Raw genomic sequence first — 16,965 nt, 5'->3', positions numbered from 1 at the left:
CTTATGCAAATAGCTCTTCTAAAATTTTCAGTTTATCTTCTGTATATTTTACGAAGCCATCGTTATATGATTTTGGATCTTTCGGATTCGCAAAGTGCGTAATTGCACCTGTCTTCGGATGAACAAATTTACTTGATGCCCCGCAGCCAAGTCCGATAATTGATTGTACTTCTTCCATAATGACAATGTTGTAAATACTTTCTTGCGTCGGCATTGCATAACCAACGTTCTCTAAGTTACCTAAAATATTCTTTTGACGATATAGGTAATATGGTACGTAATTATGCTTTTGCGTCCACTCTTCTGCTTCGTGCATCATCGCTGTAATTTCTTCGCGACCTGCTACTTTATATTTACGTTTGTTTTGCGTCATTTCAGAAGCACGTTTAAATGATAACGTATGAACTGTTAATGATTCTGGCATTAACTTTTCTGTTTCATCTAGCGTATGCTTGAAAATATCTAACCCTTCACCAGGAAGACCAATAATTAAATCCATATTAATATTATTCATTCCCATTTCACGAGCTAAATGATACTTCTCAATTGTTTCTTCTACAGTATGGTGACGTCCAATTGCTTTTAATGTTTCTTGATGGTATGACTGCGGATTAATACTAATACGGTCAATGTTCCATTTATTTAACACTTCTAGCTTCGCTGGCGTAATTGTATCTGGGCGACCTGCCTCAACTGTTACTTCACGCACATTTTTCACATCTGGGAACGCTTCATACATTTCTTCATACAGCATATCCATCTCTTCTGCTGTAATACTTGTCGGTGTACCGCCGCCGTAATAAATCGTCGTAACTTTTACACCTTTTTCTTTTAAAAACTTACCAATTTCACGAACTTCATAATGTAAACCACCTAAGAATGAATCAACAGAGCCTTGACGTCCGTTAATTGCATACGCCGGGAATGTACAATATGCACATTTTGTTGGGCAGAATGGGATACCGATATAAATACTTACTTCCTCTTTCAAACGATATAAATCCGGAACTACCGCTAATTGGCAATCAACGATACGTTGAAGGAGTTCAATTTTCTCTTCATGAATTAAATAACTTTCACGAAGTTCTTGGTGTGCTTCTTCTTTTGACATACCGTTTTGAAGCATTTTATGAAGAAGTTTCGTTGGACGAACTCCAGTTAAAATACCCCAGCTTTGTTCAATACCAGTTAACTGCTGAAGAACAGAAAGATATACATAAGAAACAACGTGCTTCACTTGCTTCATACGCTCTTTTTCATCTGTAAAAGCAGATAAATCTTTTGCGAATGTTTCTTCATACACATTTCCAGTCGCAACATCTGTTAAACGAGCTGATGCTTTCACATTCTCTTCAATGTGTATATCAACGATAAGATTTGCTTCCTCTTGTTCAAATCCAATCGTACTATCTTCAAAAAATAAGCCGCCAATATTTTGTAGCGGACGTAAAAAACGATCATCTTGTAACGTTTTAATTGAAATTAACAACATTATCACCTTTTCATTTGCAAACTCTCTTTAGTTTACTTGAAGGGCGTTTGCAGGTCAATACAGAAGGTTTTACCTTATTTTCATATCCTATTTAAAACAAACTGAATATTGATTTTTCATGAACTTTCCCTAGTTGTATAGACATTAGAATATACTCTTGTTACAATCTAGAACGTATTAGTACTTGCTACTAATTTAAATACATATAAAGGAGGACTCTTAACACGCACGAAAGACTATCACGTGTTAAAACAACTATGAAAAAAAAGTTTTACAACATTTTAGCATTATCTTTGACAGTACAAACATTTGTAGCGCCTACCCATTCATTCGCAGAAAGTATAGAAAAAACTGCGGAATTGTCTATGGATGAACAAGCTTTAAAAAGCATTGAAGAACATGCAAAACAGCATAGACATGACGAAGAAAACGACCTTGAAATCTCGGGTGAATATCTTCTCCACTTATCAACAAAACTTCCACTATACAATTCAAATGACTTAAAAACGAAAACAAATATTGAAATTGCTGAACCAGTAGTAAAAGCAACGAAGAAAAAAGGGAATGCATATTACATACAAACTACGTTTGGTGCTGGCTGGGTTAATAAGGAAAGTAATAGTTTAGAAGTACAAGAGATTCATAAACTCTCGAATCAAAAACTAATCGTAACAGAAGAAGCATCAGTATATTCCTTCCCTTTCCAATCGTTTAAAGAAGAAATGAAATTACAGCCACAAACAGTAACTCCTACTGAACAAGCTGGGAATTGGTTTAACATTCAAATGAACGGAACTGAGAAATGGATTTATGCTCCTTCAGCTACATTCGACGGTACGAAAGCATCATTATTTGAAAAAACAGGTGCTATCGAAAAGAGAAGCGCAACTTTCTTCAAAACACCATCTAATTTACCTACAAATAACGTTTATGGTGTTACTTTTAAAGAAATGATTGTTCCAAAAGGAAATGAAAATATTCGCCCTGGCTACGCAATGGAACCGAAATACATTACAATTCATGAAACTGCTAATACAAGTAAAGGTGCGAACGCTTTAAATCATGCGAAGTACTTAGATAATCAAGCTCGCGGAAATACTGATCGTTCAGCGTCTTGGCATTTTACAGTAGATGACAAAGAAATTTATCAACATCTTCCGCTAAATGAAGTTGGGTGGCATGCTGGAGATAAAACTGGAAACTATGAATCTATCGGAATTGAAATTGCTGTGAATAGTGATGGAAATTATACAAAAGCGGTAGAAAATGCGCGCAAGTTAGCTGCTTTCTTAATGAATGAATTAAACATATCTCTAGATCACGTTCAAAAGCATCAATTTTGGAGCGGAAAAAACTGCCCTGCATTTATGATTCAGCGCGGACAATGGGATGCTTTCTTAAAGGGCACGAACGCTTACTATAACGAACATCGTAAAGATGTTATGCCGCCGCCAGAAGTCCCTCATGAAAAAGACGACATTTCAGGTGGTTGGTATGAGCAAGACATTCGTCAATTAGCTGCTAGAAAAATCATGTTCGGTGACGGCAATGGTTCTTACTGGCCAAACCGCCTCGTGACACGAGCTGAGTTTGCAAATTTAATGTCGAGAGCTTTAAAATTACCTGCTGGAAACGCTAAATTTACAGACTTAAACGAAGCACACCCATCTTTAATAGATGGAATTAACCGCGCCGCTAGCGCAGGGATCATTAATGGTCGTGGGAATAATAAATTTGATCCCAATGCTACAATAACACGTGATGAAGCTGTTATTATGATTGACCGTGCATTAGAATATAACTGGATTTATAGAAAAGAAGTAAAATTACCATTCACTGACCAACACTTAGCATACGATAAAAAAGCATTACAAAATGTTTACGCATACGGAATTGTAAAAGGTAACGAACGAAATGAATTCGTACCAAAAGGCACAGCAACACGCGCTGAAGCAGCCGCATTTTTAAATCGAATGCTTAAAGTTATTGAAGCTTAAATAAAAAAAACAAAAGGCATAAGAGATAATATTTCTCTTATGCCTTTTATAAAACATATTAGTTATTTTTAATCATAAATCTTAAGCGTATCCCTAATAAAACAAGAGCAAAGCCAATGAATGGAAGATAATTCATATCATGTCCTGTGGCTGGAAGCTGTTGAGCATGAGAGGTACCTTGTCCTTTTTCTTTATCTGGGTTTTCCATTCCTTCACCCGGTTTCTCTGTCTCTCCGCCGGGCTTCTCTGTTTCTTTACCTGGTTTTTCTGTTTCTTTACCTGGTTTTTCTGTCTCTCCGCCGGGCTTCTCTGTTTCTTTACCTGGTTTTTCTGTTTCTTCACCTGGCTTTTCTGTTTCTTCATCCGGCTTTTCTGTTTCTTCACCTGGCTTTTCTGTTTCTTCACCTGGTTTTTCTGTTTCTTCACCTGGTTTTTCTGTTTCTTCACCTGGCTTTTCTGTTTCTTCGCCTGGCTTTTCTGTTTCTTCGCCTGGCTTTTCTGTTTCTTCACCTGGCTTTTCTGTTTCTTCGCCTGGCTTTTCTGTTTCTTCGCCTGGATTCTCTGGACCTTTGCTTGTTTCTTTTTTATTTGTAATTTGAAGTTTTACAACTTCAAATTTTTGATTAGAAATCGTAAATTCGATTTCCTTATCAGATAACTCATAACTTTCTGGTGCTTGAACTTCCTTTAAAATATAATCTCCTGGATCCAGTTCTTTCGAAGTTGCTTTACCATTTGCATCTGATGTTAATGTGTCGATTTTTGTTCCGTCTTTCCAAATTTCAAACACTGCACCTGCTAATGTTTTATTTGTATCATTAGCATCTACCTTTGTAATTTCTAATTGCCCTTTAATTTCTTCTTTCACTTTTTCATTCAACACTTCTTGTTTTACTACTTCGTTTGCTACTACGTTTACTTCTACTGTTACTTCTAATGTCTTATAACCTTCTGGTGCTTTCGTTTCTTCTAACGTATACTTTCCTGGCACTAAGTTTTCGAATTTCACAACACCGTCTTTATTCGTTGTCTTCGTTTCTCCAACTACTTGACCAGCTTCATTTTTTAGCTTAAATTCTGCACCCTCTAGAACTTTTCCACTCTCTGCATCCTTTTTGATTACTTGTAAGCTTCCTAGTTCTTTTGCATTTTCTACTTGTACTTGTACTACTTTGTTTGCTTCCACAAAGACTTCAATTTCTTCTTTCAGCAATTTATACCCTTGTGGTGCTTTCGTTTCTTTTAATGTGTACTTTCCTGGTTCTAATTTCTGAGAGATTACTTTACCTGTTTTGTCTGTTCGTAATGTCTCTACTTTTTTACCATCTTTATACACTTCGAATTCTGCGTCTGATAATACTTTCGCTTTATCTTCTGCATCTACTTTTACGATTTCGAATTGACCAAGACTCTTACTATTCGTTACTTTTACATCAACAATTTTTTCACCGTCAACTGTTACATGAATTACTTGTTTAGTTAACTCATAACCTTCTGGCGCTTTTGTTTCTTCTAACGTATATTCACCCGGCACAAGTCCGTCTACTTTAACAGTTCCAGACTTATCTGTTGTAATTCCTTCTTTTACAACATTGCCTTTCACATCTTTCAATGTAAATTCTGCGCCCGCTAAACGTTTCGTTTGATCTTTATCATCCGTTTTAATAATTTGTAGGGAACCTAATATTTTTTCGTTTTCTACCTCTAATTTTACGATTTCGTTCTCATTTTGAATTGTTACTTTCCATTCTTTATTCGAAAGCTTATAACCCTCTGGTGCTTTCGTTTCTTTCACTGTGTATTCACCTAATGGTAATTTTGGTGACAGCACTTTTCCACTCTCATCTGTTTTCAGTTCTACTACCTTTTTACCATCTTTATACACTGCAAATTCTGCACCTGATAACAATTTCGTTTTATCATTTGCATCTACTTTCACAATTTCAAATTGACCTGTTACTTTTTCATTCGTAACTTCTTGTTTTACTACTTCATTCGCTACTACGTTTACTTCGACTGTTACTTCGACTGCTTTGTAGCCTTCTGGCGCTTTCGTTTCTTCTAACGTATATTTTCCTGGCACTAAGTTTTCGAATTTCACAACACCGTCTTTATTCGTTGTTTTTGCTTCTCCAACTACTTGACCACTTTCGTTCTTTAGTCTAAATTCTGCGCCTTCTAGAACTTTTCCACTCTCTGCATCCTTTTTGATTACTTGTAAGCTTCCTAGTTCTTTCGCATTTTCTACTTGTACTTGTACTACTTTGTTTGCTTCCACAACGACTTCAATTTCTTCTTTCAGCAATTTATACCCTTGTGGTGCTTTCGTTTCTTTTAATGTGTACTTTCCTGGCTCTAATTTCTGAGAGATTACTTTACCTGTTTTATCTGTTCGTAACGTCTCTACTTTTTTACCATCTTTGTACACTTCAAATTCTGCGTCTGATAATACTTTCGCTTTATCTTCTGCATCCACTTTTACGATTTCAAATTGACCTGTTACTTTTTCGGGGATCTTTTTATTCACCACATCTACAGTTACTACTTTATTAGCCTCTACATCAACAGAAACTGAACTAGATGATAATTCATATCCTTTCGGTGCTTCAATTTCTTTTAATGTATATGTTCCAACTGGAAGTTGTTTTGATAAAGCTTCACCTTTATCATCTGTAATAATTGTTTCGACAACGTTCCCATCTTTATCTATAACATCAAATTTTGCACCTGGCAGAAGTTGACCAGATTCACTATCTTTTTTCAATAATTTAAATTGACCATTTTCTACTTTTTTCGTATTCTTCATAACAAATTCAATTATGTTTGTATTATCAATTGTTACTTTTACTGGTGTATCAACTTTTATATATCCTTCTGGTGCACTAATTTCTTTTACAAAATAATCACCAAATGGTAAATCTTTAACTTCCGCGATACCCTTTTCGTTTGTTGTAACCGTATCTACAACATTATTCTCTTTATCTATAACATCAAATTTTGCGTCTTTTAAAACAATGTTTTCATCGTTTTCATCAACTTTTTTAATTTGTAAATTTCCTTTTTCAGCTGCTGGCTTTTTCCACTTTGACCAGTTAAATTTAAAGTTATGAACCTCAAATCCATCTCTTTGGTGTAATCCACCAACATAGGCTTGTCCATTAATAGAGCCACCCTTTGTATCTACAACTGCATTAGGAGCAAATACACTTCCTACTACACCATATCCTTTAGTTGTTATCTTTGTAGCATTAGGAAATACCCAAATTACCTTACTAGCTAACTCAGTAAAAGATGAATTAGGGTCGTATGCTTGAGATGTATTAATTAAATCCGTCGCCATCCCAGTATTTCTTGTATCATACAAAATTGCACCGCCACCAAAACTCACTTCTTCTGCATCTGAATAAATAACAATAAAGTCTTTATTCTCTACATTCGGAAGAAAAACGTCTTTTACATCAAATGCTTTCTTTCCCGTTTGGCCTGAAGAGACATAAATATTAGGGTTGTTTACATCTTCACCGATTCCAAAGCTCATATTAGGTTTTGGCTTATCAGTCTGTAGTTTACTTGCATCCCCAATTACACCATCAACGTCTTTTCTAAATTCTTTAAACTTAGCATCAATCTCCGCTTGCTCTTTATATGAGATACGGTCATATGATGATTTCATTGCACCTTCTGGATCACCATCTTTTGTCATTGCCACTGTTCCATCTTGAATAATTACTTGTCCTGTTCCCGCTTTCGTAAATTGACCGCCTAGTAATAATGATGGGTATCCTTCATCTACCCATGTCGCTCCAGCTAAGTTATGTGCTCCCGTTGCAGCCGCTAAGACTGTATAACTTGATGCATTCATATTTTTTTGAATAGCCATCGCACCCTCAATATCCGCACTCGTTGCACTATGATCTCCAAAAATGATTGCATTGTAATAAGATACATCACCTAAACCTTTTAATTCTGTTGTAGCTGCCTCTGCTTTATATGGTAAATGGATTAAAAAATTCATACATACTAGTAACACGACTATAAAACTACTACTTAATTTTTTGATTTTTTGATTAAATGATTTCCTCAAAAAATTCATTCCCCCTTTTATAATTCCTAAATTTATGAAAAGAAGTACTTTTCATATGTACCAATCCTTACTGACATTAACTTAAAATAATCCATTTAAATAAACCAAAGAAACTCTACAACTAATTAATATAATTACTACAATTCATTTTTGAGATAATACGTGAATGAAACTATCATGCGGGAGTATTTTTTTGCATACGGAGCTCAACAAAATTAATCTGGAGAATATTTCATATGGTGTAACTATTTTGGCAACATCATTCACTTTACAACAGTTTTCTAAAGGATTCAAGTGAATTGTATAGATTCCAGACACAATTCACCTTTATAGAACGCTTTCATTTTCAAAATAAAGTGAAACTTTAATCAGTGGGGGTTCTGTTCATCCCCCACCTAACTTCTTTGCTTCCGCTGAATTTTGAGGTGGGGGTCTTACTGTCCGTTAAAGCGGGATAAAACTAATAAAAAAACGTAGCCAAAAGCTACGTTTTTCCTTTATCGTTTCGGTGTATTTTTATGATTTTTCAAAAACGGAAGCGGGAATTGCTTGCGGAAATGTTCTTTAATCATATATTCTACGCCGTTCTCACTATTTGAACGTGTAATCCAGTCGGCCGCTTGTTTTACCTCTACAGGCGCGTTCCCCATCGCTACCCCGAGACCCACATTTTCAATAACCTCTAAATCTTCCATGCTATCTCCAATGGCAACCATTTCGTTTAACGAAATATTTAAATGCTCTCCAAGCAATTGTAATCCACGTAATTTTGATACATTTTGTGGCAAAATTTCTATTCGTTTTGAATCACATTCAATATACTCTATATCTTGAAACGCTTTTCTTAATGTATTCAGTCCTCTTTCTTTTTCACCTTTCGTTTGGAAAAGAACATCAATTTTTGGCGCCGCGACTGGATGATCACGAAGCGCATCACCTAACGAATCTACAAATTGAACTGGATAAAATAACGGATCCGCACTCGATAGCACAGTACGCGCAATTAAGTTTGGTGTATTTCTCTCACGATTTCCGATTGAAAACCGTTCATGAGAAATGCGGACGTTACAGTCAAAATGCTCCAATACTTGCACAATGTTAAATGTCTTCTCTTCCGATAATCTTCTTTGAACGTACGGCTTATCTAAAGTTGCTGAAACGAAAGCACCGCCATGTGTCACTAATATAGAATCTAATTTTAACGCCTTTGCTACTTTATGAGCGGACTGAAAATTCCGGCTCGTAAATAATGTAACGTATACGTCTTTTCTTTTTACAAATTCAATTGTTTCACGTAATCCTTTTGCAATTTTTCCGTTGTTGTATAGTAGTGTCCCATCTATGTTAAGAGCTAGTAAGCGATAAATCATGTCGCACTCCCCCTCTTCGCTGTTGTACTCTATCCATAATTTATGAAATAAATGTAGCAAATAGAACGAGTTAGAATTACTACTGAAAATTTGGTTTACTATATACATATACACTTAGTAAAGGAGATAGTACAATGCAAGCACCACCTTCCTTTTATGAAGGCGATACGTTAGAAGTCGCAAAAAAATTACTCGGACAGAAACTTGTTCATATTGTAGATGGAATAAAGCGAAGTGGAATCATTGTTGAAGTAGAAGCATACAAAGGTCCGGGTGATAAGGCCGCACATAGTTACGGCGGCAGACGGACGGATCGTACGGAAGTCATGTTTGGTGCGCCAGGACATGCTTACGTATATTTAATTTACGGTATGTACCATTGTTTTAACGTCATTACAGCACCAGTAGGCACCCCGCAAGGTGTTCTCATTCGAGCCCTTGAGCCGGTAGATGGAATAGAAGAAATAAAACTAGCGCGCTACAACAAAACAGACATTACAAAAGCACAGTATAAAAACTTAACGAACGGACCTGGAAAATTATGTCGTGCCCTTGGAATCACTTTGGAAGAACGAGGCGTATCATTACAAAGTGACACATTGCATATTGAACTCGTCCCAGAAGAAGAACACCTATCATCACAATATAAAATAACAGCAGGACCTCGTATTAATATCGACTATGCAGAAGAAGCTGTACATTATCCGTGGCGTTTTTATTATGAGGGGCATCCGTTTGTTTCAAAGAAATAAAGTGAAACTTTAATCAGTGGGGAGTGCCTTCATCCCCCACTGATTATTAGTTGAACCAATCGGACTTTTATGGGCAGTTGATCCCCCGCCTAACTTCTTTGCTTTCGCTGAATTTGGAAGTGGGGATCTTACTGCCCATTAAAGCGGGATAAACGATATCAACGATTTTTCGAATATATCTATCATAACTCACAATATATCAACGATTCGACAAGGAATAACATTACAAATAAAAGAAGACTGTTCCAAAATGGAACAGTCTCTCCCTTTTTACTCCGCACCTTCCGCAGTCGCAATATTATCCTCTAAGTTTTCTCTAGATAATTCAGCCGCCATAAAATCAGCTGTTTCTGGAAGTGCTAAATGCATATGAGCTTTTTGACAAATTTGGATCGTACAGTTTTCAACCACATAATCGAAAACATGTCCGCCTCCGCTTCTTTCATCATCAATATAATGTAAGTGGAAACCAGCTACACCAATACCTTGCGCATAATCTGGCGTCCAAAATCCAGCAAGCGTACCTTCTGTATTTTCAAATGAGAAGATTGGTTGTGATTTCGTCACTTCAACGAGTGGTGTATACGGTTTTTCTTGTCTTGGAACAGTTCTCGTTCTTACTTCGCGGAACGTACCATCCATTCGAATACCATAAAATAGGTTTTTACTCGGCATTAATTCATGTAATAAAGCTTCCACTTCTTCACGATTCATCGGATGCTCCACTGTATAACTCATTTCTTTCTCAAAAAACGTTACAGTCGCAAACGGTGTTGTTTCTTCTGGCTCTACTTTTTCTGCTGAACCGTCTGAACGTAAATGATAAAATTCATTATCAAACGCGATCATTTCACCATCTAATTGATCAAATGTGCCGATACCGAAATCACCACGTTCTTTTAGTTCCTCAAAGCTAATCACACCATCATATATACCATCTAATAGCGCAAGCATTGTAGATGTTTGATATACTTCGTTATTCGTTTTCGTTTTTTTTGCATCAATATCAATTAATTGCGCAACCGTCATCTCAAATCTGCCTCCATTAGTTTAATTGGTTTGGTAATAATTTTTCGCTTAATTTAATGTTGTCACGATAGTCAATTGGAATATCAATAATGACAGGACCATCTGCTGCTAATGCTTCTTTTAATACCCCTTCTAATTCATCAGGCGTGTTAACACGAAGACCTAACGCCCCGAAACTTTCCGCATATTTCACAAGATCAACATCCCCAAACTCTGTAGCTGATGTTCTGCCGTATTTCATCATTTGTTGGAATGCAACCATATCATATGTGCCGTCTCTCCAAACGAGATGGACGATTGGAGAATTTAAGCGTACCGCCGTTTCTAACTCCATCGCTGAGAATAAGAAACCACCGTCACCTGATACGGAAACTACTTTTTTACCTGGTTCTACTAAAGTAGCTGCGATTGCCCAAGGGAGTGCAACACCTAACGTTTGCATACCGTTACTAAATAATAATCTACGTGGTTCATAAGAACGGAAACATCTCGCCATCCAAATAGAATGGGAACCGATGTCACATGTAACAGTTGTATCGTCACTAATTAAAGAACGAAGTGTACGAATCACTTGAAGTGGATGCGTAACACCTTCTGAAGGACGATTTGGAACTTCTGCTTGTTCTGATAATTTCGCACGTAATCGTTCTAATACTGCTTCTGATTTCGTACTTAACACAAGTTTCGGTAATTTTTCTGCGATACTATTTACTGTTAAGGCAATATCACCAATTAATTCACGCTCTGGTTGGTAATCATGATCGATATCTGCTTGATGGTCATCAAGATGAATAATCGTTCTGTCCCCAAGTTTATTCCAGAATTTCGGATCATACTCAATTGGGTCATAACCGATAGAAATAACAAGGTCCGCTTCTTCTAGTAAAATATCACCTGGTTGGTTACGGAATAAGCCAACGCGGCCGAAGAAATGATCTTCTAATTCACGTGAAATCGCACCAGCTGCTTGATATGTTTCAACGACAGGAAGTTCTGTATCCGCAATTAATTCACGAACAGCTTTCGTCACTTCATTTGTGCTTGCTCTCATACCGAGTAAAATAACTGGCAATTTCGCTGCTTTTATTTTTTCTACTACGTATGTAATATCATGTGTGGGAGCGATTCCAAGCTGTGGCTTAGAAAGCGCACCGATAGACTCTACATTCGTTTCCGCAGTCATAACGTCTTGCGGAAGACTTACTAAAGTAGCGCCTGGATTTGTGGAAGTCGCACTTCGGAATGCATTTGATAATGCTTCTGGCACATTATCAGGATGCTCTACTTCTACGCTATATTTTGTGATTGGTTCGAATAGTGCAGCATTATCCATAGATTGGTGCGTACGTTTTAATCGATCTGTACGTGGAACTGCACCAGCTAAAGCAACAACGGGATCACTCTCCGCATTCGCAGTAACAAGACCTGTCGCTAAATTTGATGTCCCTGGTCCTGAAGTTACAAGACATACGCCCGGTTTTCCTGTTAATCTACCAATCGCAGCTGCCATAAATGCTGCATTTTGTTCATGACGACAAACAATTAACTCTGGTCCTCTTTCTTGCAGTACATCAAATACAGAGTCAATCTTCGCTCCTGGAATACCGAAAACATGTGTAACACCTTGTTTAATTAAACAATCAACAACAAGATCTGCTCCTTTTGTTTTTGTCTTCACGTCGTTTGCTTTTACACCTGTACTCAAACTAACCATTCCTTTGTTTCATAATTTGTGTAATAAAGATTTTAAACTTCACCTGGTTAATTAACGTGGTGAAGTATTATTTATCATTATATTACAAATGCATTATTTTTCCAACGATATGAATTTGACAGTTTTATGACACTCATTAAGGAATGCGCTTACAACCCTTTATTTATCTTAAAATAATATTTTCATATTTTCTCGAAAAAATCTAAAAAGCTTCCATCTCATCACGGTACCAAAATGTTTACAGTACCTTGCAAAGAACACTACTAAATGATATATTTGTAAATATTGGAACACCCATTAATTGGAATAACATTCGTAGTTAGTATATCCCCCTCTCAAAAAAGAGCGAATTCTCAGCTATAATTCATTATTTTATAAAGGGAAGTGATTACAATGAACAAAAGTGAATTTTTAAGCCAACTTAGTTCCTCCCTACGGAATATACCTAATTCAGAAAAGGAGGATATCATCTCAGAGTACGAAACTCATTTTATTAGTGGTAAACAGGATGGAATATGCGAAGAAGAAATTTCTAAAAAACTAGGAAACCCTAAAGCTATTGCTAAAGAACTTAATGTTTCCTATGCAATAAGCAATGCTGACAAGAAACGAAGCTTCAAAAATATGATAACTGCACTATTTTCTGTTATGAGCTTAAGTGTTTTAAACTTTGCCTTTATCTTTATCGCCTTTTTCGTACTACTCTTTTTATTACCTTTTCTTCTAGCACTAATCATTGCCACTCCAGTATTAATTATTTCACCTATTTTATTAATAGGATTAGGATTCTTTAAAGGGTTTCATCAAATTAGTTATTCCGATGTTTATAATGTGTTCATCGCTTTTTGCGTCGGTTTACTCATATCCGTCGTATGTTATCAAATGGTCAAACATATATACGCACTTTTAGTAAAGTATTTAAAATGGAATATAGCTATTTTACAAAGACACTAATGAATAAAAAAGGAGATTAAAATGAAGAAATATACTTTATATTCACTCATGCTACTTACTCTTTTATTTCTATCAGCTTGTTCAAACAGTGCACAACCTAAGGAAGAAAACGATGTACAATCTATTAAAGATGTTACGGTTAAAATTCCGGAAACTATATTCACTTCCTCAAAAAAGAATGAAACTATTAATGAAGATGAAATGAGAAAAAATATAAAAGATTATATAGATTATAGCTGGGAGTTATCTGAAAACATCATTCCACTTGCCTCAACAACTCCTGATAAGAATTTCACTGATTCCGATCGAAAAAAATTACAAAAACTAATCGATCTAGCGAAACAAAACGATATGAATTTCCATGAGTTTATTAGTAATAATAATTTACCTACTGATTATAAAAAACCTTCAAAAGAAATCTATGAATTTATGTCATCATCTACGGCTATTTTCGTAGAACTAGATCAAGAATTAAACAAACTCGCCCAAGATGGTAACTTATTCAAAGCCGATTTTTCTTTTACGAAGCACCTTGAGAAAGCTAATGGACGGAAGCAAAAAGAGATTGAAAAGTTTTTAAACGAAAAAAACATTAAAACTTCAATTAACAGCAATAAAAAGAATTAACGGATGTACTACATACCACTTTCAAAATAGCTATTTTGAAAGTGAGGTTTTGTGGTCTAACTATCAAATTCCCTAAACAAAAAAGACGCCCCATACAAGGGGCGTCTTCCACTATTACGCTTGTTGTTGCGCGCTATATAATTCTTCAAGTGGTTTCATGATAATTTTGTTAACGTCGCCGATTACAACATTTAAGCGTTGCTCAGTTTCCATTAACTTTGTAATTTTAGCATCTTGTTGAATGCGAACTACAACTTCTTGTGCTTGTTGGTTGTCTTCTTCAGTGATTTCTTGGCCTTGCATCATTTTTTGTTGTAGGCTAAGTTGCATTGTGCGGAACTCATCGAATAAGTTCTTTGAAGCTGCATCAGCTTGAACTGCTGCGTAGCTCTCTTTTAACGTTTTGAAGTCATCGTTTTCAGCGATTGCTTTTTGTAATTCATATGCTACATCATGAATGTTTTTTGTCATTTTATTTTTCCTCCTTTAGAAGGCTAGCGCTTATCATACGCACTGCCTTTTACGTGCATTTACATACGCACCTCTTCTTACCATATCAAACTATGCAAGAGATGTGAAGAAATTTCACTTTTATTTATATGTACGTATTTTATTATTTCAGAAACAACAGTAATAAACCTTGCACAATTCCAATCATACCGCCTAATAAGGCACCTAAATACGTAATCATTTTCAGTTCATTTTTTGTAATGGACAGCACTAAATCTTCTAGTCTCTCCGTGGAAAATGTGGACACTTCTTGCTGCACAATTTCAGCCAAGTGGAGATTATTTAGTATACTCGCTACGTTTTCTGCTCCCCACTTCAAGCCTTTCGTTACTGCACTTGGGACTACCTTTTCCATAATTGTTTCTCGAACTGGCTCACATACTTGCTGCACAGATTGATTTAAAAACTTGCTCACTGTTTCCTCAACTTTAACTGCTGACAATATAGAGCTTACAATCATTTCTTTTTCTACAAACGTTTCTACTTCTTTTACATCTCTTCCTTTTAACTTTTCCCACTCTTTTTGCAGTACTTCAGTTAAAAGCTGCTTTGTGCCATCTTGCCCTAAAAACTTAATAACCTCAGGCTGCACACGATCCACTACACTTACATTCCCTAAAAACATTCCGACTAAGTTAAGCAATGTCCCCCTAGAAGCAAAGAAATCATCAATCATTTTTGAAAGACGCGCTTTCCCTTCTTCACTTTCAAAAAAACTGATTCCTCGATCTAAAATAAACGCCGAGACATTTGGGATCGCATTCTCTATTTTCTCATGAACAGAATGAGGTAAAGCTTGTTCCCATGTATATGTATAGTACTCTTCTAAAAATGCCTGAATCTTTTCTGTAATCACCTGTTCGATTTTCTCAGTTGCTTCTTTTTCTACATGCGCTACGTCCCATTTTTCTAACATGTGTCGCAGTGACTGTTCATTCGTAATTACTTTATCCACTTCTACTTGTGCCCAGTGGATTAAACCTTTTTGAAACTCTTCATTTGTTAACTTCTTGCCGATTCCTTCTGGCGTTAACAAATGTTCTACAACCATTTTCCCTAATTGAACAGCAAGTTCATCGCGGCGCTTCGGAATTAATCCTGGTGTAAATGGCACTTGAAACTTCCCAATATACATAGGACGATGAGGACGAAATAACATTTTTATCGCTAAATGATTTGTAAATCCTCCAATAATCGCTCCGAGCCCTGTCGTCGTTAACATACTTAACCATATATCCATTACAATCAACCTTTCGCTTCTCCAAAACTATAGCATATCATCATACGGACAAAAGTATAATGGTATAAAAACGTATTTGCAATATATAGCTTCGCCTATTATGCCAACATTTTGTTAGTAAAGGAGTGATTTCGTTGGTTCTCGGTATTTTAACTTCTCAGCCTCATTATGAGCAAACGTATTACACCGAAATCGCTAAACGCGCTCGGCTTTATCATAATGTCGTGGCCCAGTTTACGCCGTTTGGTATTGACCCTAAAACAGATCTTATTTCTGGTCTGATTTATGATACAGATACAGGAAAATGGAAAGAGCAAATATTCCCTATTCCTTCTTATATATACGATCGTTCTTCTTTTAACGAGGAAACAAACGTCGAAAAAGCAAAGTCAATTATTCGCTCATTACACAACCGTGCTTCCACTACCTTTTTAAATAACACACTCATTGACTTAAGCGAACTACATGATGTATTTCTCACGAATAAAAAATTATCTCCTTATATACCAAAATTTGAAATAGCAACGATACACAACATTTTCAAACTGTTATTAAAAACAAAAGATATTATTATACGTCCTACTAACGCACATTCCAATGAAAGTTTGTACCGGGTCGTTTATAAAAATAAAACGTTTCATGTTGATACGATAAATGATGCTTACCATACTTCTACTCCAATTAAACGAACTGATGAATTTATATCTTGGTACAAATCTCATATACGATCAGCACGTTACATCACGCATACAATGCTGCAACCTCCAAATCAATTAACATACCCACTCCATATTCGAACCATTTTACAAAAAAATAAAGAACAGAAGTGGAACGTTATCGGTCAGTTTATACAAAAAAGTTCATTTCCGAATCAACTTTTACTATCGGCAACCGATGATTCCTCGCTGCATGCATTTTCAAAAATTAAATACGTACTATCTAGTACCGGTGTACAATTGTTACAAGACGCTTTACAAGACATTATAAATGAAGTGTTTCAAACGCTAGATGCATCTTATTCTTCATTATTCGAGCTAGAGCTTTCCACTATTATGGATCAAAAAGGGGCAATTTGGCTTATGTATGTCAACACGATTCCCCCGTACGAACATTACATTCGCCATAGTGATTCATTAGCCGAAAAAATATATCACGGACCATTACAATTTAGTCGCTTTACACCATAAAGAAAGGGG

At 36.1% G+C, this 16,965-nt stretch carries 12 protein-coding genes; 5 read left to right on the top strand and 7 right to left on the bottom strand.

The genetic code is table 11. From position 1 onward, the window contains the following. Window position 1: 1 nt before the first annotated feature. Window positions 2–1,492, bottom strand: coding sequence for a coproporphyrinogen III oxidase (locus tag PSR14_RS05245; protein WP_001998823.1), 1,491 nt, complete (start codon window positions 1,490–1,492; stop codon window positions 2–4). A gap of 257 nt (window positions 1,493–1,749) precedes the next feature. On the opposite strand from PSR14_RS05245, the gene PSR14_RS05240 reads away from it, so the two are divergent. Next, window positions 1,750–3,489, top strand: coding sequence for an S-layer homology domain-containing protein (locus tag PSR14_RS05240; protein ID WP_142328672.1), 1,740 nt, complete (start codon window positions 1,750–1,752; stop codon window positions 3,487–3,489). 58 nt (window positions 3,490–3,547) lie between these two features. On the opposite strand, the gene PSR14_RS05235 is transcribed toward PSR14_RS05240, so the two are convergent. Continuing rightward, window positions 3,548–7,582, bottom strand: coding sequence for a SpaA isopeptide-forming pilin-related protein (locus PSR14_RS05235; RefSeq protein WP_098487615.1), 4,035 nt, complete (start codon window positions 7,580–7,582; stop codon window positions 3,548–3,550). Window positions 7,583–8,070: 488 nt separating this feature from the next. Further along, window positions 8,071–8,943 carry a Cof-type HAD-IIB family hydrolase gene (locus PSR14_RS05230; RefSeq protein ID WP_000640425.1) on the bottom strand — a complete coding sequence of 291 codons (873 nt, stop codon included), beginning with the start codon at window positions 8,941–8,943 and terminating at the stop codon, window positions 8,071–8,073. Window positions 8,944–9,077: 134 nt separating this feature from the next. Between PSR14_RS05230 and PSR14_RS05225 the strand changes: the two genes are divergently transcribed. Continuing rightward, complete coding sequence (locus tag PSR14_RS05225) at window positions 9,078–9,695, top strand: DNA-3-methyladenine glycosylase (RefSeq protein ID WP_001148803.1); 618 nt, start codon at window positions 9,078–9,080, stop codon at window positions 9,693–9,695. 270 nt (window positions 9,696–9,965) lie between these two features. Here the strand turns inward: PSR14_RS05225 and alsD are convergent, their stop codons facing one another. Together alsD and alsS are read right to left on the bottom strand one after the other, a co-directional pair. Next, window positions 9,966–10,724, bottom strand: a complete 759-nt coding sequence (gene alsD / locus PSR14_RS05220; protein ID WP_000215014.1) for an alpha-acetolactate decarboxylase — start codon at window positions 10,722–10,724, stop codon at window positions 9,966–9,968. 16 nt (window positions 10,725–10,740) lie between these two features. Next, window positions 10,741–12,429, bottom strand: coding sequence for an acetolactate synthase AlsS (gene alsS, locus PSR14_RS05215; protein ID WP_000103506.1), 1,689 nt, complete (start codon window positions 12,427–12,429; stop codon window positions 10,741–10,743). 402 nt (window positions 12,430–12,831) lie between these two features. Here alsS and PSR14_RS05210 point away from each other — a divergent pair, with 402 nt between their 5' ends. Together PSR14_RS05210 and PSR14_RS05205 are read left to right on the top strand one after the other, a co-directional pair. After that, entirely contained in the window at window positions 12,832–13,392 is a 561-nt protein-coding gene (locus PSR14_RS05210; protein ID WP_001042981.1) for a DUF1700 domain-containing protein, read from the top strand. Window positions 13,393–13,413: 21 nt separating this feature from the next. Continuing rightward, window positions 13,414–14,019, top strand: a complete 606-nt coding sequence (locus PSR14_RS05205; RefSeq protein WP_000760974.1) for an NDxxF motif lipoprotein — start codon at window positions 13,414–13,416, stop codon at window positions 14,017–14,019. Window positions 14,020–14,133: 114 nt separating this feature from the next. Here PSR14_RS05205 and PSR14_RS05200 read toward each other — a convergent pair whose 3' ends face one another. After that, window positions 14,134–14,490: a YlbF/YmcA family competence regulator gene (locus PSR14_RS05200; RefSeq protein ID WP_000164606.1), complete on the bottom strand. Its 357-nt coding sequence runs from the start codon at window positions 14,488–14,490 to the stop codon at window positions 14,134–14,136. A 142-nt stretch (window positions 14,491–14,632) separates the two neighbouring features. Beyond that, window positions 14,633–15,769, bottom strand: coding sequence for a DUF445 domain-containing protein (locus PSR14_RS05195; protein WP_113732813.1), 1,137 nt, complete (start codon window positions 15,767–15,769; stop codon window positions 14,633–14,635). A 134-nt stretch (window positions 15,770–15,903) separates the two neighbouring features. On the opposite strand from PSR14_RS05195, the gene PSR14_RS05190 reads away from it, so the two are divergent. Next, window positions 15,904–16,956, top strand: coding sequence for a YheC/YheD family protein (locus PSR14_RS05190; RefSeq protein ID WP_000242722.1), 1,053 nt, complete (start codon window positions 15,904–15,906; stop codon window positions 16,954–16,956). Window positions 16,957–16,965 lie beyond the last annotated feature (9 nt).

Source organism: Bacillus sp. A01H, from assembly GCF_045277205.1.
In the GTDB taxonomy this organism is placed as follows: Bacteria; Bacillota; Bacilli; order Bacillales; family Bacillaceae_G; genus Bacillus_A; species Bacillus_A paranthracis.
The sequence above is the reverse complement of the archived record's forward strand: the minus strand, read 5'-3'. Positions and strand labels throughout refer to the sequence as shown.

Bases quoted from the DNA above. Each gene is read 5' to 3' on its own strand.
- PSR14_RS05245 (WP_001998823.1), bottom strand. From the start codon at position 1,492: ATGTTGTTAATTTCAATTAAAACGTTACAAGATGATCGTTTTTTACGT.
- PSR14_RS05240 (WP_142328672.1), top strand. From the start codon at position 1,750: ATGAAAAAAAAGTTTTACAACATTTTAGCATTATCTTTGACAGTACAA.
- PSR14_RS05235 (WP_098487615.1), bottom strand. From the start codon at position 7,582: ATGAATTTTTTGAGGAAATCATTTAATCAAAAAATCAAAAAATTAAGT.
- PSR14_RS05230 (WP_000640425.1), bottom strand. From the start codon at position 8,943: ATGATTTATCGCTTACTAGCTCTTAACATAGATGGGACACTACTATAC.
- PSR14_RS05225 (WP_001148803.1), top strand. From the start codon at position 9,078: ATGCAAGCACCACCTTCCTTTTATGAAGGCGATACGTTAGAAGTCGCA.
- alsD (WP_000215014.1), bottom strand. From the start codon at position 10,724: ATGACGGTTGCGCAATTAATTGATATTGATGCAAAAAAAACGAAAACG.
- PSR14_RS05210 (WP_001042981.1), top strand. From the start codon at position 12,832: ATGAACAAAAGTGAATTTTTAAGCCAACTTAGTTCCTCCCTACGGAAT.
- PSR14_RS05205 (WP_000760974.1), top strand. From the start codon at position 13,414: ATGAAGAAATATACTTTATATTCACTCATGCTACTTACTCTTTTATTT.
- PSR14_RS05200 (WP_000164606.1), bottom strand. From the start codon at position 14,490: ATGACAAAAAACATTCATGATGTAGCATATGAATTACAAAAAGCAATC.
- PSR14_RS05195 (WP_113732813.1), bottom strand. From the start codon at position 15,769: ATGGATATATGGTTAAGTATGTTAACGACGACAGGGCTCGGAGCGATT.